This window comes from Alcanivorax xiamenensis, assembly GCF_009846745.1.
Classification (GTDB): Bacteria; Pseudomonadota; Gammaproteobacteria; order Pseudomonadales; family Alcanivoracaceae; genus Alloalcanivorax; species Alloalcanivorax xiamenensis.
In genome coordinates this window covers 181,493-199,448 of the sequence record NZ_AQPF01000001.1, presented here as the reverse complement: position 1 = coordinate 199,448, position 17,956 = coordinate 181,493, and the positions used below count along the sequence as shown (strand labels likewise).

Sequence of the window (17,956 nt, the reverse complement as noted above, 5' to 3'; positions counted from 1 at the left end):
TACCGGTATTGTCGCCAAGCCGTTATACCGCGGCGGCACCACCAACGATTTCGGAAATTTCCTGCGTAATGGCTGCCTGGCGCGCTTTGTTGTACACCAGTTGCAGATCACGAATGATGTCACCGGCGTTATCACTGGCCGCCTTCATCGCCACCATCCGCGCCGCCTGTTCGCAGGCATTGTTCTCTACCACACCCTGGTATACCTGGGACTCGATGAACCGCACCAGCAGTTCATCAAGCAGCTCCTTGGGCGCCGGCTCATAGATGTAGTCCCAATGGCGTTTGAGCTCTTCATCGTCGCCCGGCTCCAGCGGCAACAACTGGATCTGCTTGGCCTGCTGGGTCATGGTGTTCACGAATTCGTTGTACATGATGTACAGACGGTCGATCTCACCGGACTCATAGGCTTCCAGCATGACCTTGATGGAGCCCACCAGGTCTTCCAGATGCGGGGTATCGCCCAGACCGTTGACGGTGGCTTGCACGTCACCGCCCATGCTCTTGAAGAAGCTGATCCCCTTGGAACCCACCAGGCAATAGCTCACCTTGGCACCTTGCTCCTGCCATTCACGGGCGCCCTGCACCACTTTCTTGAGCAGGTTCACGTTCAGGCCACCGCACAAACCCCGATCAGAGGTCACCACGATGTAGCCCACGCTTTTCACTTCCCGCTCTTGCAGGTAGGTGTGCCGGTATTCCAGATCAGCGTTGGCAAGATGCGCCACCACCTGACGAATGCGGGTGGCGTAGGGCTTGCTGGCAGCCATGCGGTCCTGCGCCTTGCGCATTTTGCTGGCCGCCACCATCTCCATTGCACGGGTGATCTTCTTCGTGCTCTGGACGCTAGAGATCTTGCCTTTGATCTCTTTACCGCTAGCCATAGGACTAATCCTTTTTTAGCGAATTACCAGGTTTGGGTGGCCTTGAACTGTTCGATGCCTTCTTTGATGCCGGCTTCGATTTCGTCGTTGTAGTCACCCTTCTCGTTGATTCTGTCCATCAACGCTTTCTGTTCGCTGTTCATATAGTCCAGCAGAGCCGCTTCAAAGGCGCCGATTTTCTCGACTTCGATACCTTTCAGGTAGCCTTCGTTGGCGGCGTACAGCACCACGCCCATTTCGGCGATGCTCATCGGGCTGTACTGGTTTTGTTTCATCAGCTCGGTAACCGCCTGACCATGCTCCAGCTGCTCGCGGGTAGCGTCGTCCAGGTCGGAAGCGAACTGGGCGAAAGCCGCCAGTTCACGATACTGAGCCAGTGCCAGACGAATACCGCCGCCCAGCTTCTTGATGATCTTGGTCTGGGCCGCGCCGCCCACACGGGATACGGACACACCGGCGTTCATCGCCGGACGGATGCCGGAGTTGAACAGGTCGGTTTCCAGGAAGATCTGACCGTCGGTGATGGAAATCACGTTGGTCGGTACGAACGCGGAAACGTCACCACCCTGGGTTTCAATGATCGGCAGCGCGGTCAGAGACCCGGTCTTGCCTTTCACTTCACCGTTGGTGAATTTTTCCACGTATTCTTCGTTTACCTTGGCGGCGCGCTCCAGCAGACGGGAGTGCAGGTAGAACACGTCACCAGGATAAGCTTCACGACCCGGCGGACGACGCAGCAGCAGGGAGATCTGACGATACGCCCAGGCTTGCTTGGTCAGGTCATCATAGACGATCAGGGCATCTTCACCGCGATCACGGAAGTACTCGCCCATGGCACAACCGGCGAACGGCGCCAGGAATTGCATGGAAGCCGGATCGGAGGCGGAAGCCGCCACCACGATGGTGTTTTGCATCGCTCCGTGTTCTTCCAGTTTGCGCACCACGTTGGCGATGGTGGACTGCTTCTGACCAACCGCCACATAGACACAGCGGACGCCGGAGTCTCTCTGGTTGATGATGGCATCAACCGCCACAGCGGTCTTACCAATCTGACGGTCACCGATGATCAGCTCACGCTGACCACGGCCAATCGGCACCATGGAGTCGATGGACTTATAACCGGTCTGCACCGGTTCGTTCACCTCTTTCCGCCAGATAACGCCGGGAGCTACTTTTTCCACCGCGTCGGTCTGGGCTGCATTGATCGGGCCCTTGCCATCGATCGGGTTACCCAGGGCATCCACCACGCGACCCAGCAGTTCCGGACCAGTGGGCACTTCCAGAATACGGCCGGTACAACGGACCTTCTGGCCTTCGGCCAAACCCAGGTAGTCACCCAGGACCACGGCACCGACAGAGTCCTGCTCAAGGTTAAGGGCCATGCCGTAGATGCCGCCTTCAAACTCGATCATCTCACCGAACATCACGTCGGCAAGACCATGAATGCGCACAATACCATCGGATACGGATACCACCGTACCTTCGTTGCGTGCCTCGGTGGAGGTATCAAGTTTTTCAATGCGGGACTTGATAATCTCGCTGATTTCGGACGGGTTGAGTTGCTGCATCTCTAGTCCCTCAAACTCAAGAGTTCAGTTGCTCTGCCAGACGGTTCAGTCGGCCACGCACACTGCCATCAATTACGGTATCACCGGCTCGAACCAGCACGCCGCCAATCAGGGCGGGGTCCACGGAAGTGCTGATTTTCACTTCGCCGCCGAGACGTCTTTTCAGAGCATCGACCAGTCGGCTGATATCGGCGTCTTCCATCTCGTAAGCGGAGATGAGTTCCACATCCGTGAACGCTTGCTGTTCAGCCAGCAGTTCGTGGAACAACGCCAAAATCAGCGGCAGAAGCGACAGGCGCTTGTAACGCGCCAGTTGGGCAATGAAGTTACGGCCGCTTTGGTCCAACACATCGCCGCAAACCTGGGCAAAAGCGTCGACTTTAGCGGCGTCGTCCAGTTGGGGCCGATCCAGAAAGGCGTGCATGGTGGCGTCCTGCGCCACAGCCGCCATCGTGGTCAGCATCTGTTCCCACTTGTCCAGGCCCCCTGCTTCCTTAGCGTACAAAAAAGCCGCTTTGGCGTAGGGGCGTGCGATGGTGGTCAATTCAGCCATGGTTTACCCGTTTACTCAGAGTTCAGCCGCCAACTGGTCCAGAAGCTGCTTGTGAGTGTCGCGGTTGATTTCGCCACCGAGGACTTTCTCGGCACCGTTCAACGCCAGCGCGGACACTTCCTTACGCAGCTGCTCGCGAGCCTGATTGACTTCCTGTTCAATCTCAGACTGGGCTTTGGCAATCAGACGCTCACCTTCGGTGCGGGCCTGATCTTTCGCTTCTTCCACAATCTGATTTGCTCGACGGTTGGCCTGCTCAATGATTTCGGCCGCTTTCTCTTTTGCTTCCTTGAGATTAGCCGTCGCTTTTTCCTGGGCCAGTTCCAGATCACGCTCGGCGCGATCAGCGGCACTCAGGCCTTCGGCGATCTTCTGTTTTCGTTCTTCCAGCGCCCGTGAAATGGGCGGCCAGACGAACTTCATGCAGAAGGCGACGAACAGAGCGAACCAGATGGCCTGGCCGATCAGTGTCAGGTTGATATTCATTGCGCCTCCTTAAATCGGGTGCGGCAGCAATCGATTTAGGCCGCGAACATCAGATACATACCCAGTACCACTGCGATAATCGGCACGGCGTCCAACAGACCAGCGATGATGAACATGCGGGTTTGCAGCATCGGGCCCAGCTCGGGTTGACGCGCAACGGATTCCAGGAACCGACCGCCCATCAGACCAAAGCCGATACCGGCGCCCAGTGCGGCCAGGCCAGCCATGATGCCAGCAGCGAGAAGGTTGATATCTTCCATCATTACACTCCCGTTAAGTGCTTTTCAGTTAAGGTAAAAACAGTGCTTAGTGCTCTTCGGTGGCCATGCTCAGATAAACAATGGTCAACACCATGAAGATGAAGGCCTGCAGCGTGATAACCAGAATGTGGAACACGGCCCAGGGCCAGGCACCCACCGCCTGCCAGGTACCCAGCATGGCGGCGGCAAGAATAAAGACGAATTCGCCAGCGTACATGTTGCCGAACAGCCGCATGCCCAGGGAAACAGGCTTAGCCAGCAGGGATACGGTTTCCAGTACCAGGTTGATCGGGATCAGGATCACCATGGCCAGCTTGTTCGGCGCGTTGAAGGGGTGCAGGGCCAGTTCACCGATGAAGCCACCGAGGCCCTTTGATCTCAGGCTGTAGAAAATAATCAGGAAAAACACCGTGATCGACATGGACAGCGTGATGTTCGGGTCCGTGGTCGGCACGATCTTGAAGTAAGCTTCATGCGCGTCCCAACCGGCGAAGGTCACCATTACCCATTCGAAGGTCTTGGGAACAAAATCCACCGGGATCAGGTCCATCAGGTTCATCAGGAAGACCCAGCAGAAGATCACCAGGGAAAGCGGGGCGATCAGTTTGCTCTTGCCGTGGAAAGAGTCACGCACCTGAGTATCGATGAAACCGATGATGACTTCGACGAAATTCATGAAACCGGACGGTACGCCGGCGCTGGCTTTGCGGGCACCCAGCCAGAACAGAAGACACATCAGGATACCGAGACCTCCGGACCAGGCCAGAGAATCCACATGAAACGCCATGAAGCCCATATCGACAGCTTCCTGGCCGTTACAGGCGAAGGTCCAGGTGGATTCGGTCAGCGTCTGCTCATGACCATGGCAGGTACGTTCATAGCCGGCGGGCAATTGGCCATAGGTAAGGTTGCCCAAATGGTGCTTGATATACTCGCCGGTGGAGCTCGCTGCCATATCGATACCTACCTAATCGTCAGTCTGGTCGTCTTGCCCGTCCCGCTCCGCTCCCAGGCGACGATCCAGGCGCATCACCTGAATCCATCCGACAATCTGCGTCAGCAGAAACCCCAGAAGCAGGACCGTTACATTCCTGAACTCGCGCGAAAGCCGCACTTCGGCGAAGGTCAGCCCGAAGAGCGCGAGCATTATCAAAACTTTTCCGGCTTCGCCCCGAATGGCGGCACCCGCCATGCGGTCGGGCTTGATATTGCCCGGGTGAAGCCATACCTGGTAGCCACCCCAGGCGTATGCGATCAGGCTGATGGCCGAACCCCAGGCTGCGAACAAGCCCGCGGTGACATCCGCCAGCACCGTGGTCAGTATGGCGACAATCATCAAAGTGATGATTTGGGCGCGCATCAAGCCCCAGAACAAGGTTCTGCGGGCTCGTAAGTCGAAACTGATCACCATGCTCCCGTGTTTGGCTGCTGGTGAAAAACACGATCCACCAGGCGAAGGTCGCGGGTACCCCCTGATCTTGGCGCGGGAAGTATATGGGGAAGGCTATCTGGTATCAACCGGCTGAGCGCGATAGTTTGGCCCAATTTGATAAAAAAGAGCCCCAAAAACAGACGGTTGCTCTTTTGTATACAAATAGGCTTTATTCGTATCCACCCAGGACGAATAAAGCCTCCTCCTTTTTTCGGTAAACGTCAAGTTACTTGATATGGGACAGAATGCCGTCAAGTTCGTCCAGATTGTTATAGCTGATCACCAGCTTGCCTTTTCCTCCTGAGCCCTGCTGGATTTGCACTGGCGCGCCGAGACGATCCGACAGATCGGTAATCAGGGAACGAACGTTGGGGTCTTCCCGTTTCGGTGCCGGCTTGGCCGGCTTCTGCTTCTCGAATTCCCGCACCAGCACTTCGGTCTGGCGCACGGAGAGTCCCTTGGCCACCACCACGCGGGCCGCTTCCACCTGCTTGTCGCCGCCCAGCGCCAACAGCGCCCGGGCGTGCCCCATTTCCAGGTCACCGTGCTCAAGCAACTTCTTCACGTCCGGTTCCAGTGTCATCAGGCGCAGCAGGTTGGTGACCATGGCCCGGGATTTGCCCACGGCATCGGCCACCTGCTGGTGGGTCAGCCCGAATTCGTCCTTGAGCCGGGACAACGCCAGCGCTTCTTCCATGGGATTGAGGTTTTCCCGCTGGATATTCTCGATCAGCGCCATGGCGATGGCGGCTTCGTCCGGCACATCACGGATCACCGCGGGAATGGCTTCCAACTCCGCCATCTGCGCGGCACGCCAGCGGCGCTCACCGGCGATAATCTCGTAACGATTCTCGCCCAGCGGACGTACCACGATCGGCTGCATCACACCCTGGGCCCGGATCGATTCCGCCAGTTCCTCCAGCGCATCGGCGGACATGTCCTTGCGGGGCTGGTAACGGCCGCGCTGCATGAACTCCACTGGCAGATGGCGCAGTTCGCCATCGCGGGGCGGACGTTGTTCCTGAGCAGGCTCGGCGGGACCGGCGGCGGCGCCGACGGCGACTTCTTCCTGATGTTGCTGATAGCTCGCACTGGTGCTGAGCAGGGCATCGAGTCCTTTGCTGAGACCGCGTTTACGCTTTGCCGCCATGATTCAAACTCGCTCATGTTCGGTTACGGTGACATTCCGCCACCGGAGATTATCGCCCGACGTCACCGCCTTCACGGCGTCTCGGGGGGCTGCTGGGAGGGTGCCGCCGATGCCACCGTCTGCTCGCGCCGCAGGATTTCACCGGCCAGCGCCAGATAGCTTACCGCACCCCGGGATTTGGGGTCATAGGTGATCACCGGCGCGCCGTGGCTGGGCGCCTCCGCCAAACGCACATTACGCGGAATGATGGTGCGGTAAACCTTGTCGCCGAAGTGGCTGATCAGCTGATTGGAAACGTCATTGGACAGGCTGTTGCGCGGATCATACATGGTCCGCAACAGGCCACCGATATGCAGCTTCGGGTTCAGTACCGAGCGAATCTTCTCGATGGTGTTCATCAATGAGGTCAGCCCCTCCAACGCATAGTACTCGCACTGGATCGGCACGATCACGGAATCCGCCGCCGCCAGGGAGTTCACCGTCAGCATATTCAGCGACGGCGGGCAATCGATGATGATGTAGTCATAGCGCTCGCGGATTGCGGCCAGGGCATCGCGTAACCGGTACTCTTTACTATCCAGTTCCAGCAGCTGCACTTCCGCGGCGGTCAGATCACCGTTGGCGGCGACCAGATCAAAACCGGATTGTTCCGGCGTAATCACCACCGCATCGGCCATCCCGGCTTCGCCGAGCAGCACATCCAAAATGGTGTACTCCGGTTCGTACTTGTCGACGCCGGCGCCGCTGGTGGCATTCCCCTGCGGATCGATATCCACCAACAGCACCTTCTTGCGGGTGGCCGCCAAGGAGGCCGCCAGATTGACGCTACTGGTGGTCTTGCCGACCCCGCCCTTTTGGTTGGCAATGGCAAAAACGGTGGTCACGACGCTCCCTCTCATTGGCGACGCGCATCATTGGCGATGCACGATCAACAACACCCTCGATTCCGCCAGACCGGGCACGCTCAGGGTTTCGCGCTGCACCCGCCAGCAGGCCGGCAGGGCAGCCATCTCCTGATCGGCGGCGGCGGCCTTCATCGCCAATAACCGGACATCCCCCTGCATCAGGGGTCCGAGCAACTCCAGCATGTCCGGCAAGGCGGCGAAAGCGCGGCTGATAATCTGTGATGGAGCCTTACGGTACTGTTCCACGCGGGCGTGCACAACCTCCACGTTATGCAAACCCAGTTCCCGTCGCGCCTGGCGAATGAAACGGAGTTTCTTGCCATTGCTGTCCAGCAGCACGAAGGACTGGTCCGGGCGGGCCAGGGCCAGCGGAATGCCCGGCAGGCCGGCGCCCGTGCCCACATCCAGCGTATCCACTGGTTCCACATGGGGGAGCACCGCCAGGGAATCGAGCAGGTGGCGGGTGACCATCTCGGCCGGGTCACGCACGGCGGTAAGATTGTAAGCGCGATTCCACCGCACCAGCAGATCCCGGTAGAGCAACAGACGCTCCTGCTGCTCCCGGTCCAGGTCGATATTCAGCTCGGCCAGCCCTTGCGCCAACCGCTGTTGGTCTTCGGTCATGCCTGGCGGGCCGCCCGATGCTGGTGCTTTTTCAGGTAGATCAGCAACAGGGAAATAGCCGCCGGCGTCACGCCAGGGATACGGCCAGCCTGGCCGATGGTCTCCGGCCGGACCTCGGCGAGCTTCTGCTTGACCTCATTGGACAGCCCCTGCACCTGGCCGAAATCGAAGTCCACGGGCACGCGCTGATGCTCGGCGGCGCGCAGCCGGGCAATCTCCGCTTCCTGGCGGTCGATGTAACCGGCGTACTTGGCGAGGATTTCCATCTGCTCCACCACCGGCGGCGTTTCCGGTTCCAGGCCCGCCGCATCAACCAGGGCGTGGTAGTCGATTTCCGGGCGCTTGAGCAGATCCAACAGGCTGTATTCATGGGGCAGCGGCTTATCCACCAGGGCATTGACCTTGTCCGCCGCCGCCGTTCCCGGACGCACCCAGGTGGCGCTCAGACGCGCCTGCTCGCGGGCCATCCCTTCACGTTTGTCGTTGTAGGCGGCCCAGCGCTCATCATCCACCAGCCCCAGCTCACGACCTTTCCCGGTCAGACGCAGGTCGGCGTTGTCCTCCCGCAGCAACAGGCGGTACTCGGCACGGCTGGTGAACATACGGTACGGCTCGCGGGTGCCCATGGTGATCAGATCGTCCACCAGCACGCCCAGGTACGCTTCGTCCCGGCGCGGCGTCCATGGCGCTTTCTCCTGGCTCATCAGCGCCGCGTTCAGACCCGCCAGCAAGCCCTGGGCGCCCGCCTCTTCATAACCGGTGGTGCCATTGATCTGGCCGGCGAAGAACAGCCCCGGCATGTGCTTGGTCTCCAGGCTGTGCTTGAGATCCTGGGGATTGAAGAAATCGTACTCGATGGCGTAGCCCGGCCGGGTGATGTGGGCATTTTCGAAGCCACGGATCGAACGTACCGCCGCCAGTTGGATATCGAACGGCAGACTGGTGGAAATGCCGTTGGGGTAAAGCTCATGGGTGTTCAGCCCTTCCGGCTCCACGAACACCTGGTGGCTGGTCTTGTCCGGATAGCGGTTGACCTTGTCTTCCACGGACGGGCAGTAACGCGGGCCCACGCCTTCGATGACGCCGGCGAACATCGGGCTGCGATCGAAGCCGGAACGAATGATCTCGTGGGTACGCTCGTTGGTATGGGTGACATGACAACACACCTGGCGCGGATGATCCTCCACCCGGCCCAGATAGCTCATCACCGGGGTCGGAGTGTCACCCCATTGTTCCTCCATAATGGAAAAATCCACGCTACGGCCGTCAATTCGCGGTGGCGTGCCGGTTTTTAACCGGTCGACACGGAACGGCAACTCGCGCAACCGGCGGGCCAGGGCATTGGAAGGCTGATCACCGGCCCGGCCACCCTGGTGATTCTCCATCCCAACATGGATGACCCCACCAAGAAAGGTCCCGGCGGTCAGCACCACGGCATCGGCATGGAAACGCAGCCCCATGTTGGTGACCACCCCCACACAGCGGCCCTGCTCGACGATCAGATCATCGGCGGCCTGCTGGAACAAGGTGAGATGCGGCTGATTTTCCAGAGCATGGCGGATAGCGGCTTTATAAAGGATACGGTCGGCCTGGGCACGAGTGGCGCGAACCGCCGGTCCCTTGCGGGCATTGAGCACCCGGAACTGGATGCCGGCCTGATCGGTGGCACGGGCCATGGCCCCACCCAGGGCATCGATTTCCCGTACCAGATGGCTCTTGCCAATGCCGCCAATGGCGGGATTGCAACTCATCTGACCCAGAGTCTCGATATTATGGGTGAGCAACAGGGTTTCCACGCCCATGCGCGCCGCCGCCAGCGCCGCCTCGGTGCCGGCGTGGCCACCGCCAATCACGATCACGCCAAATCGCTGTGGAAAATCCATGGAAGTGTCTCGCTCAGAATGCCGTGCCCATGCAGGGCTGTGCAAAATATGATCAGTCCGGGCGCGCTAGTATAGTGCCGTGGGAATTAAATGAAAGGCCCACCGGTCTGTTATGATGAACCAGACCTACCATTCTCCTTTATATTCCAGGAGTGCATTTGGATTCGTTGAATCTGTATCTGCTGATCGGCACCGGGCTGATGTTCATCGGGCTGCTTTTGGGCTCTCTGAGCACCCGCATCGGCGTGCCGTCCCTGTTGATGTTCCTGCTGGTGGGGATGGCCGCCGGTGAGGACGGCATCGGCGGTATCCAATTCGACGACCTCTCCACCGCTTACGTCATCAGTAACATCGCCCTGGCGGTCATCCTCATGGACGGCGGCCTGCGCACCCGCATGGACACCTTTCGCTTGGCTCTGAAGCCGGCGCTGACTCTGGCCAGCCTCGGTGTGGCCATCTCCGCCGCCCTGGTCGGCGCCTTCACCACCTGGCTGATGGGCGTGGACTGGCGCCTGGGGCTGCTGCTGGGCGGCATTATCGGCTCCACCGACGCGGCGGCGGTATTCAGTGTGATCAAAGGCGCCGGGGTCAACATCAATGAGCGGGTGGCCAGCACCCTGGAGATCGAATCCGGTCTCAACGACCCGATGGCCATCTTCATCACCCTGATGCTGGTGGGTGTGCTGGTGGAGCCGGACGCCACCTTTGGTTTCAACATGATCCTGACCCTGATCCAGCAGTTTGGCCTGGGCGCGATCATCGGACTGGGGCTGGGCGCGGTACTCAGCGAAATCCTGCTGCGGGTGCGCAGTAACGAGGGTCTGCACGCCTTGCTGCTGTGCAGCGGCGGCGCCATGGTGTTCGCACTCACCAACCTTGCCGGCGGCAGCGGCTTCCTGGCGATTTATCTCACCGGCCTGGTCACCGGTAACCGGCGTGGCGGTACCGGGGACAACGTGTTGCGCTCCATGGACAGCATGGCCTGGCTGGCCCAATCCGGCATGTTTCTGATGCTGGGTCTGCTGATCACGCCATCGGAGCTGGGCCAGCACCTGCTGCCTGCCCTGATGGTGGCCTTGTTCCTGATGCTGGTGGCACGGCCAGTGTCGGTGTGGGTGAGCCTGATCCCCTTTATCTTCACCTGGCGTGAGAAACTGTTCATCGCCTGGACCGGCCTGCGCGGGGCGGTACCTATCGTTCTGGCGGTGTTCCCGCTGTTGGCCGGCGTGGGTGAAACCCGTCTGCTGTTTGATATCACCCTGGTGGTGGTGTTGATCTCGCTGTTGGCCCAGGGAGCCAGCCTGCGTTACATGGCACGATTGTTGAAAGTCTCGGTACCGGCGACGGCGTCGCCGAAACAGATGGTGCCCATGGCGCATTCCGCCAACCGCTATCTGATGCAGTTCGAGGTGGAAGAAGGCGCCAAGGCCCAGGGGCAGCGGCTTGGCACCATCACCACCCAGCGCATCACTCCGGTGCTGATCATTCGGGACAAGGCGTTCCTCAACTTGTCCGAGGATCCACAGATCGAAGCCGGAGACATGGTCAGTTGGCTGGCGCCGTTGAGCGAGCAGGACTATCTGTCGGACATGTGCCACAAGATCACCGTGGCGGAGAGGCGCTATTTCGGCGACTTCATCGTGCGCGGCAGCGTACCGGTGGATCAGTTGGTGGCGGCATACGGTATCCATGAGCTGGAGGAGCGCCTGAAAGGCATGACCGTGGAAGCGGCCTTCGAGGATCGTTTCGGCCAACATGCGGTGGTGGGCGACACCCTTAAACTGGGCGGCTTGAGACTGCGTGCCCGCACCGTGGAAAAAGGGCGGGTAATCATGGCGGGGATCAAACTGCCGCAATAAATAGCACGGGGCGCTTGAGCACTGAATCCATGGTAGCGGCCAACTATTGGGCTTGAAGGTATGAATTCACTCTGTCATCGCTGCCAAGGCAGCTTCCCACAGAGGGAGCTACGGAGCCGCTGTGGCAAGCCGCCCTGGCAGCGAATCGGCGTTTAAGCGAGCAAGAACCCTGGAGGGATTCGATGCGATTTTCAGGACACCGGGTTTTGATCACCGGCGCCGGGGCCGGCATTGGACGGCTGATGGCGGAACGGATGGCCGGCCGTGGCGCGGAAGTGATTGTCACCGCCCGCCGCATCGACGCCGCCCGCGAGGTGGTGAAACATATCGTCAACGCTGGCGGCACCGCCCATGCCTATACCCTGGATGTGGGAAAGATCGGCTCGATCGCGACCTTGCGCGACAAGATCCATGAGGAAGTCGGGCCGCTGACCATGCTGATCAACAATGCCGGCGTGGTGTTCGGCGGCGAATTCGAGAAAGTCTCTCTGGATCAGCATTTGCAGACCTTCAAGGTCAACAGCGAAGGGCTGATGGCTTGCACCCATGCTTTTCTTGACGATCTGATACAGGCACCGCGCGGCCATCTGGTGAATATCGCCAGCGCCTCCGCCTTCATCGGCCTGCCCTACGGCAGCAGCTATGCCGCCAGCAAATGGGCGGTGGTGGGTTTCTCTGAATCGTTACGCCTGGAACTGGCCGAACGCGGCCTGCGTAATGTGAAAGTTACCACGGTCTGCCCCAGCTACATCGCCACCGGTATGTTCAAAGGGGTTAAAACCCCCCTGTTCTCCCCCATGCTGACACCGGACAAGGTGGTTTCCAGCATTCTCAAGGGTATCGCCACTGGTGAGCCCTTCGTGATCGAGCCCCCCATGGCCCGGTCCGTGGAACTGCTCAAAGGCGTGCTGCCCCGCCGCCTCTGGGATCAGGTAGCCAAATACACCGGCGTTTCCACTTCCATGTACAGCTGGAAGGGTAAACGGGACTGATTCGCTGGCAAGCCAGCTTCCCACAGCGGCTTCGTAGTTACCTCCGCGGGAAGCTGGCTTGCCAGCGAAGCGGTGTTCAGGCGCAGGGCATGCAAATAATATTGTGCATAAACGTTTCCTCGGAATTTCCCGCCTATTTACCCTAAAGCCGACCCCTACACGCCTTCCCGTCAATGTCTGTCAACGACCGTTCGCCAACAATGCGGCATCCGGCCCGTTTGCCAACCGAAGGTGTGTTTATGCCGAGTTACAAGGCTCCCCTGCGCGATACGCGCTTTTTGATGAATGAAGTGTTTGATTTTGAAAGCCACTACAAGACGCTGCCCAACGGGGAAGAAGCCACCCCGGACATGGTCGAAGCGATCCTGTCGGAAATGGCCAAGCTGTGCGAGAACACCGTCGCCCCGCTGTATCAGAGCGGCGACGAGGAAGGCTGCCGCCTTGAAAACGGGCAGGTGTTCACGCCGAAGGGCTATCCCGAGGCCTATAGCGAATTCGTCGCCGGCGGCTGGCAAGGCCTGAGCCATCCGGTGGAATACGGCGGCCAGGGCCTGCCCATGTCCCTGGGCCTGATCAAGCATGAGATGCTCGGCACCGCCAACTGGTCCTTCGCCATGTACCCGGGCCTGTCCCTGGGAGCGATGAACACGATCCAGATGCACGGCACCGATGAGCAGAAAGAGACCTATCTGACCAGGCTGACCGAAGGCACCTGGGCCGGCACCATGTGCCTGACCGAGCCGCAATGCGGCACCGACCTCGGGCAAGTTAAAACCAAGGCCGAACCCGGGGAAGACGGTTCCTATAAAATCACCGGCACCAAGATTTTCATCTCCTCCGGTGACCACGATCTCACCGAGAACATCGTCCACATTGTACTGGCGCGCCTGCCGGACGCCCCCGCCGGCACCAAGGGTATTTCTCTGTTCATCGTACCCAAGTACCTGCCGGGTCAGATCGGCGAGGACAACGGCGTGAGCTGTGGTGCCCTGGAGAAAAAAATGGGCATTAAGGCCTCGGCTACCTGCGTGATGAATTTTGACCAGGCCACCGGGTTCCTGATCGGCCCGCCCAATCAGGGCCTGGAGTGCATGTTCACCTTCATGAACAGCGCCCGTGTCGGCACCGCGATTCAAGGTGTGGCCCACGCCGAACGCGCCTATCAGGCGTCCCTGCCCTACGCCAAGGAGCGTCGCTCCATGCGCGCCCTGTCCGGCAAAAAGGATCCGGAACAAGTCGCTGATGCCCTGATTCATCATGGCGACGTGCGTCGCATGCTGCTCAAGCAGAAAGCCTACGCCGAAGGCGGCCGTGCCATGGCATACTTCACCGCCATGTACGCGGACCACATGATCGCCGGCATGTTGGAAAACGATCAGAAGAAGTACGATAAGTGGGATAGCGAGCTGGGCTTCCTCACCCCGATCCTGAAAGGCTTCCTCACTGAAAAAGGCCTGGAGGCCGCCAACGAAGCCATGCAGGTATTCGGCGGCCACGGCTATATCAAGGAACACGGCATTGAGCAGATCGCCCGCGACGCGCGCATTGCCACCTTGTACGAAGGCACCACCGGCATCCAGGCACTGGACCTGCTCGGCCGCAAGGTGCTGCTGACCAGCCGTGGCAAATGTGTGCGTAGCTTCTCCAAGAATCTGGTGGACTTCGGGCGGCAAAACCTCAAGGACGCCAAACTACGCCCTTACGCCTGGAAGCTGCTCAAAATCGCCGCCGAGTGGAACTATCTGACCACCCGCATCATGCTGGCCGCCACCAAGGACCGGGACATCGTCTCCACCGCCAGTTACGACTACCTGATGTATTCCGGCTACGCCATGATGGCGTACTTCTGGGCTCTGCAGGCGGCCACCGCCCGAGACAAACTGGAGCATGGCGGTAACGAGCCGGCGGAATTCTACAAAGCCAAGCTCGCCACCGCGGAGTTCTACTTCGAGCGTCTGCTGCCCGCCGCCAAAGGCCACGCCGACGCGGCACTCAAACCCACCCGCAGCACCATGCAGATGAGCGCGGAGCACTTCTCGTTCGATTACGAGTAAGCGATCCCGCAGCATTGAGCGCGGTCGATCGACCGCTCCCACAGGCAACTTGTGCTGTACCTGTGGGAGCGGCCCTCTTCAATACAGAAAAGAACGGTGATGGCCTTTCCGTGCGGCGTTACTCGCCATTTGCATCATTGCCGGAGTGCAGCCAGTACAGCACCTCGCCCAGATGATTCAGCACCAGATCCGCCTGGTCCTCGAAATGCCGATTCTTTCCATTGCGCAACAACCCCGATGCCATACCGGCATCGCGGGCGGCCTGGAGATCGAAGACGAAGTCCCCGACATACACCGTGGTCGCTGGTCGCAATCCGAGACGCTCGGCAAGCAACAACAACCCCTCGGGATCCGGCTTCGGCGCGCAATCCTCGCGAGTCAAAATCAGGTCCACCGGCAACCCCAATAACTCATTGGTCCGTGCTACCGCCGCCCGGCTGTTACGGGTGAGAATGGCCGTGGGCACGCCACGGCGATGAAGGGTATCAAGCAGGGATTGGGCGCCGTCGATCCAGGTGGCAGCGGCCGCCCCTTTCATTTCATGGCGATCAATCACCGTACTCGCCCAAGCTGCCTGCTCCGGGTCTTCCAGGGTCGCCAGATGCTCAAGCACGCCGACGCCCTCCGGAAACCCCAGTTCACGCCGCAAAGCAGCGAAATCCAGCCGGGTATCCACCAAGGTCCCGTCCAGATCGAACAATACCGCCTCGAACGGTCCCCCGGTCATAATAGCGGCCTCTCCACGAAGAACGGATCCGCAATAATCCGACATCACACCATGTCGGATTATTGGCACCCAGGACGGCACTGTAAAGCGACCGATACCATCGTCCTTCAACGGCGTACCCGACGGCGCAGGCCCACCAGCAACGCCAGGGTGATCACGCCACCCAGGGCACCGCCGCCTGAACTGCCGGAATCATCCTCATCACCGTCCAGGGCCAGGTCCACCCACACCGGGTCATGATCGCTGGCGCGGTAGGCGTCGGCGGCGTAGAAGCTGCCGATCTGATCGTCGCTCTTGTACTCGGTGTTGTAGTCCAGGGCTCGCGGTTCGTCCGCATTGATGTGCCATTCGCCGGCACCGAGGATCGCACTCTCCAGCCCTGCGTCCGCCAGAGCGTGGTCCAGGTAGCCGGTTTCACCCTTATAGATATAGCTGTAAGCGTCATCGTCGTTAAAGCGAGCCAGCAGGTTCTGGTAACCCGCTTGTTCCAGCGCGCGGATCGGATCTTCCTTGGCGTAGGCGTTGAGGTCACCAATGATCAGCGTGCCGGCGGCGGCTTCCTGCAATCCGGTGGGGTTGTTCGCCAGCCAGTCGGAAAGCATCCGCGCGGACTCGGTGCGTAGCGGGTTCCAGCAACCCTGGCCGTGTTCGGCATTGTCGCTACTGTCGTCGGGACAGCTGCCCTTGGACTTGAGATGGTTCACCGACACCGTGACCACTTCCCCGCTGTTGAGATGGCGGAAGCTCATCGCCAGCGGTTGCCGGCTTTTGTCGGTGAAAGGCCCGCCTTCGAGCGTGGCCGGCTGGCCCACCGGCTCCACCACATCGGTGCGGTAGAGCAAACCAACGGCGATGACATCGGTGCCCAGCCGCTCCAGCCCCGGGTCAACAAAGGCCCAGGACGTTCCCAAAGCCTCCGTCAGTTCGGCGATGGCGGCGTCGGTTCCGTAGCCGTCGTTCTCGATTTCCATCAGGCCGATGACGTCGGCGTCCAGCTGTGACAGGGCGGTAAGAATCTTCGCTTTTTGCCGTTCGAATTCGGCTGGATTATTGGCGCCCCGGTAGTCTGGATCATCAAACCCGCCGCCATTGCCGTCACCGTTGAAGAAGTTCAGTACGTTGAACGCAGCCACCCGCAGGTTGCTGCCAGCGGTGCGCGCTGGCGGCTGCGGACGCGGGTTTGAGGCTTCGATCTGTACCAATATCGGCTGGATGCGCCAGTCATTGAAGCCGTAGCTGACAATGCCTTCCAATCCGGTAATGGTGTCCCCGACCCGCAGGGTATTGGTGGCGGACAGGCCGCCGTCGGGATAAATCACCGTCGCGGGATTCTCGTCATTGCTGCCATCGTCCAGCAGGATCCGGTTGAGGGCGTTGATTTCGGCCACCGCGTCCGCGGCTTCTCCGGGTTCGGCCGCGTGGGTGGGGATCATGCGGCGACCGTGGCTGAGCATCACCGAACCGTAGCGGGCCAGATCATAGACTTCGCTCACCGTCAGGGTTTGATCGCTCACTACCCACATGCTTTCCAGGGCTTCCAACTGATCCGGCGCGGTCAACGGCAGGGTCAGTGTCACCGGTGCCACCGCCAGCTGATCGGCGCACACCGCACCCTCGTTCCAGGCAATCTGGGTCTGACCGTAGTACTCACTGATGGCGCCACTGACGCGGACCTGATTGCCCGCCTGTACCGAAACCTCATTGTTTCCGGTATAGACAAACAGACCTTCGGACGTCAGGTCATTCCCGTCACGGTCGCTGTCTTCCTCGATCACAAAGAAGCCACTGAGGTCCGGGAAGATTCCGGTGACCACCGCTTCCACCACATGCGCCTCACCATCCAGAGGGGAGGCCTCTCCCTGTCCCTGGATTTGCGAGATCAGGGTGGCGGGATCGCCGCAGCTGCCCAGTTCCACCATCGGAGGTTCTTCTTCCTCCGTTCCCTCTTGTCCGGGCAGGCCCAGACCGCTGAAATCATTCTGACTGAAAACAGCCCATTGGTCCGCCGGGTTGAAGGCGTCGTCGATGACGGTATCCCCGGTGGTCACGGTTTCCCGACGTCTCAGCGTGCGGTCCTTGGTGGTGATGTCACCGCTGGTCCAGGCCTCTCCGGGGTCCTCGCCGACACGGCCGAAGCTGTCCACCACGACTCCGTCCCGGCGCAGAACAAAGGCATCGTCACCATTGTGGTTCACCACCGAGTTGCTCGTCTCATCCGCCAAAGCCAGCACATCATGGTCGGCTCCGCTATTGGCGATCACCCACACGGCTCCCGGCTCCAGGCTTCCATTCAGGGTCATGGAGGCATTGGGACTGCTATTGCCATTGGAATAAAGTTCCAGCTTGTAATCAGCCAGATTGAGTATGGTTTCGCCAATATTGTGCAGTTCCAGGGCTTTGTTATTGGAACTGCCTTCCACATACTCACTAATCAACAGATCCGCTGGGGCGGCGTGAGCCACCAGCACGCCGGCAAGGCTAAGAAAAAGGCGTTTCATTTAGCGCTCCCACACAAATTTGCTACAGCCTGTGGGGAATCGATTACCATCCCATGGCATTGGCATGGCAGGATTATTGCAT

General features: G+C 59.9%; 16 protein-coding genes. 3 read left to right on the top strand and 13 right to left on the bottom strand.

Going from position 1 to position 17,956, the window contains the following annotated elements; genetic code table 11:
• Window positions 1-22 precede the first annotated feature (22 nt).
• The 11 genes from atpG to mnmG all read right to left on the bottom strand — a co-directional run bounded on the left by atpG (window position 23) and on the right by mnmG (window position 9,744).
• Window positions 23-883: a F0F1 ATP synthase subunit gamma gene (gene atpG / locus A6D6_RS00900; RefSeq protein ID WP_022997364.1), complete on the bottom strand. Its 861-nt coding sequence runs from the start codon at window positions 881-883 to the stop codon at window positions 23-25.
• Between the two features lie 23 nt (window positions 884-906).
• The gene (atpA, locus tag A6D6_RS00895; protein WP_133491109.1) at window positions 907-2,451 is read right to left on the bottom strand and encodes a F0F1 ATP synthase subunit alpha; all 1,545 of its coding nucleotides are present in this window, start codon (window positions 2,449-2,451) and stop codon (window positions 907-909) included.
• Window positions 2,452-2,467: 16 nt separating this feature from the next.
• Window positions 2,468-3,004, bottom strand: coding sequence for a F0F1 ATP synthase subunit delta (locus tag A6D6_RS00890; RefSeq protein WP_159659666.1), 537 nt, complete (start codon window positions 3,002-3,004; stop codon window positions 2,468-2,470).
• Between the two features lie 15 nt (window positions 3,005-3,019).
• Window positions 3,020-3,490 carry a F0F1 ATP synthase subunit B gene (locus A6D6_RS00885; protein ID WP_022997367.1) on the bottom strand — a complete coding sequence of 157 codons (471 nt, stop codon included), beginning with the start codon at window positions 3,488-3,490 and terminating at the stop codon, window positions 3,020-3,022.
• Between the two features lie 35 nt (window positions 3,491-3,525).
• Window positions 3,526-3,753: a F0F1 ATP synthase subunit C gene (atpE, locus tag A6D6_RS00880; RefSeq protein WP_014996732.1), complete on the bottom strand. Its 228-nt coding sequence runs from the start codon at window positions 3,751-3,753 to the stop codon at window positions 3,526-3,528.
• A 43-nt stretch (window positions 3,754-3,796) separates the two neighbouring features.
• Window positions 3,797-4,705 carry a F0F1 ATP synthase subunit A gene (atpB, locus tag A6D6_RS00875; protein ID WP_133491111.1) on the bottom strand — a complete coding sequence of 303 codons (909 nt, stop codon included), beginning with the start codon at window positions 4,703-4,705 and terminating at the stop codon, window positions 3,797-3,799.
• A gap of 12 nt (window positions 4,706-4,717) precedes the next feature.
• The gene (locus A6D6_RS00870) at window positions 4,718-5,161 is read right to left on the bottom strand and encodes an ATP synthase subunit I (RefSeq protein WP_236563930.1); all 444 of its coding nucleotides are present in this window, start codon (window positions 5,159-5,161) and stop codon (window positions 4,718-4,720) included.
• A 247-nt stretch (window positions 5,162-5,408) separates the two neighbouring features.
• Window positions 5,409-6,332, bottom strand: coding sequence for a ParB/RepB/Spo0J family partition protein (locus tag A6D6_RS00865; RefSeq protein WP_133491112.1), 924 nt, complete (start codon window positions 6,330-6,332; stop codon window positions 5,409-5,411).
• 71 nt (window positions 6,333-6,403) lie between these two features.
• Complete coding sequence (locus A6D6_RS00860; RefSeq protein ID WP_133491113.1) at window positions 6,404-7,216, bottom strand: ParA family protein; 813 nt, start codon at window positions 7,214-7,216, stop codon at window positions 6,404-6,406.
• Between the two features lie 27 nt (window positions 7,217-7,243).
• The gene (gene rsmG / locus A6D6_RS00855; RefSeq protein ID WP_159659665.1) at window positions 7,244-7,861 is read right to left on the bottom strand and encodes a 16S rRNA (guanine(527)-N(7))-methyltransferase RsmG; all 618 of its coding nucleotides are present in this window, start codon (window positions 7,859-7,861) and stop codon (window positions 7,244-7,246) included.
• On the bottom strand, window positions 7,858-9,744 hold the full coding sequence (gene mnmG, locus A6D6_RS00850) for a tRNA uridine-5-carboxymethylaminomethyl(34) synthesis enzyme MnmG (protein WP_133491115.1): 1,887 nt from the start codon (window positions 9,742-9,744) through the stop codon (window positions 7,858-7,860). The genes rsmG and mnmG overlap by 4 nt, the downstream gene beginning before the upstream one ends.
• Before the next feature lie 158 nt (window positions 9,745-9,902).
• Here mnmG and A6D6_RS00845 point away from each other — a divergent pair, with 158 nt between their 5' ends.
• From A6D6_RS00845 to A6D6_RS00835, 3 genes are all read left to right on the top strand, one after another.
• Window positions 9,903-11,603 (top strand): potassium/proton antiporter, encoded by a 1,701-nt coding sequence (locus A6D6_RS00845; protein ID WP_133491116.1) that lies wholly within the window; start codon window positions 9,903-9,905, stop codon window positions 11,601-11,603.
• Between the two features lie 182 nt (window positions 11,604-11,785).
• On the top strand, window positions 11,786-12,595 hold the full coding sequence (locus tag A6D6_RS00840; RefSeq protein WP_133491117.1) for an SDR family NAD(P)-dependent oxidoreductase: 810 nt from the start codon (window positions 11,786-11,788) through the stop codon (window positions 12,593-12,595).
• A gap of 239 nt (window positions 12,596-12,834) precedes the next feature.
• Window positions 12,835-14,649, top strand: coding sequence for an acyl-CoA dehydrogenase C-terminal domain-containing protein (locus A6D6_RS00835; protein ID WP_159659664.1), 1,815 nt, complete (start codon window positions 12,835-12,837; stop codon window positions 14,647-14,649).
• A gap of 118 nt (window positions 14,650-14,767) precedes the next feature.
• Here the strand turns inward: A6D6_RS00835 and A6D6_RS00830 are convergent, their stop codons facing one another.
• Both A6D6_RS00830 and A6D6_RS00825 read right to left on the bottom strand, forming a co-directional pair.
• The gene (locus A6D6_RS00830) at window positions 14,768-15,376 is read right to left on the bottom strand and encodes an HAD family hydrolase (protein WP_133491119.1); all 609 of its coding nucleotides are present in this window, start codon (window positions 15,374-15,376) and stop codon (window positions 14,768-14,770) included.
• A 107-nt stretch (window positions 15,377-15,483) separates the two neighbouring features.
• On the bottom strand, window positions 15,484-17,874 hold the full coding sequence (locus A6D6_RS00825; protein ID WP_159659663.1) for an ExeM/NucH family extracellular endonuclease: 2,391 nt from the start codon (window positions 17,872-17,874) through the stop codon (window positions 15,484-15,486).
• Window positions 17,875-17,956 lie beyond the last annotated feature (82 nt).

Excerpts from the sequence above, each read along its gene's own strand:
- atpG (WP_022997364.1), bottom strand. The coding sequence starts at position 883 with ATGGCTAGCGGTAAAGAGATCAAAGGCAAGATCTCTAGCGTCCAGAGC.
- atpA (WP_133491109.1), bottom strand. The coding sequence starts at position 2,451 with ATGCAGCAACTCAACCCGTCCGAAATCAGCGAGATTATCAAGTCCCGC.
- A6D6_RS00890 (WP_159659666.1), bottom strand. The coding sequence starts at position 3,004 with ATGGCTGAATTGACCACCATCGCACGCCCCTACGCCAAAGCGGCTTTT.
- A6D6_RS00885 (WP_022997367.1), bottom strand. The coding sequence starts at position 3,490 with ATGAATATCAACCTGACACTGATCGGCCAGGCCATCTGGTTCGCTCTG.
- atpE (WP_014996732.1), bottom strand. The coding sequence starts at position 3,753 with ATGATGGAAGATATCAACCTTCTCGCTGCTGGCATCATGGCTGGCCTG.
- atpB (WP_133491111.1), bottom strand. The coding sequence starts at position 4,705 with ATGGCAGCGAGCTCCACCGGCGAGTATATCAAGCACCATTTGGGCAAC.
- A6D6_RS00870 (WP_236563930.1), bottom strand. The coding sequence starts at position 5,161 with ATGGTGATCAGTTTCGACTTACGAGCCCGCAGAACCTTGTTCTGGGGC.
- A6D6_RS00865 (WP_133491112.1), bottom strand. The coding sequence starts at position 6,332 with ATGGCGGCAAAGCGTAAACGCGGTCTCAGCAAAGGACTCGATGCCCTG.
- rsmG (WP_159659665.1), bottom strand. The coding sequence starts at position 7,861 with ATGACCGAAGACCAACAGCGGTTGGCGCAAGGGCTGGCCGAGCTGAAT.
- mnmG (WP_133491115.1), bottom strand. The coding sequence starts at position 9,744 with ATGGATTTTCCACAGCGATTTGGCGTGATCGTGATTGGCGGTGGCCAC.
- A6D6_RS00840 (WP_133491117.1), top strand. The coding sequence starts at position 11,786 with ATGCGATTTTCAGGACACCGGGTTTTGATCACCGGCGCCGGGGCCGGC.
- A6D6_RS00835 (WP_159659664.1), top strand. The coding sequence starts at position 12,835 with ATGCCGAGTTACAAGGCTCCCCTGCGCGATACGCGCTTTTTGATGAAT.
- A6D6_RS00830 (WP_133491119.1), bottom strand. The coding sequence starts at position 15,376 with ATGACCGGGGGACCGTTCGAGGCGGTATTGTTCGATCTGGACGGGACC.
- A6D6_RS00825 (WP_159659663.1), bottom strand. The coding sequence starts at position 17,874 with ATGAAACGCCTTTTTCTTAGCCTTGCCGGCGTGCTGGTGGCTCACGCC.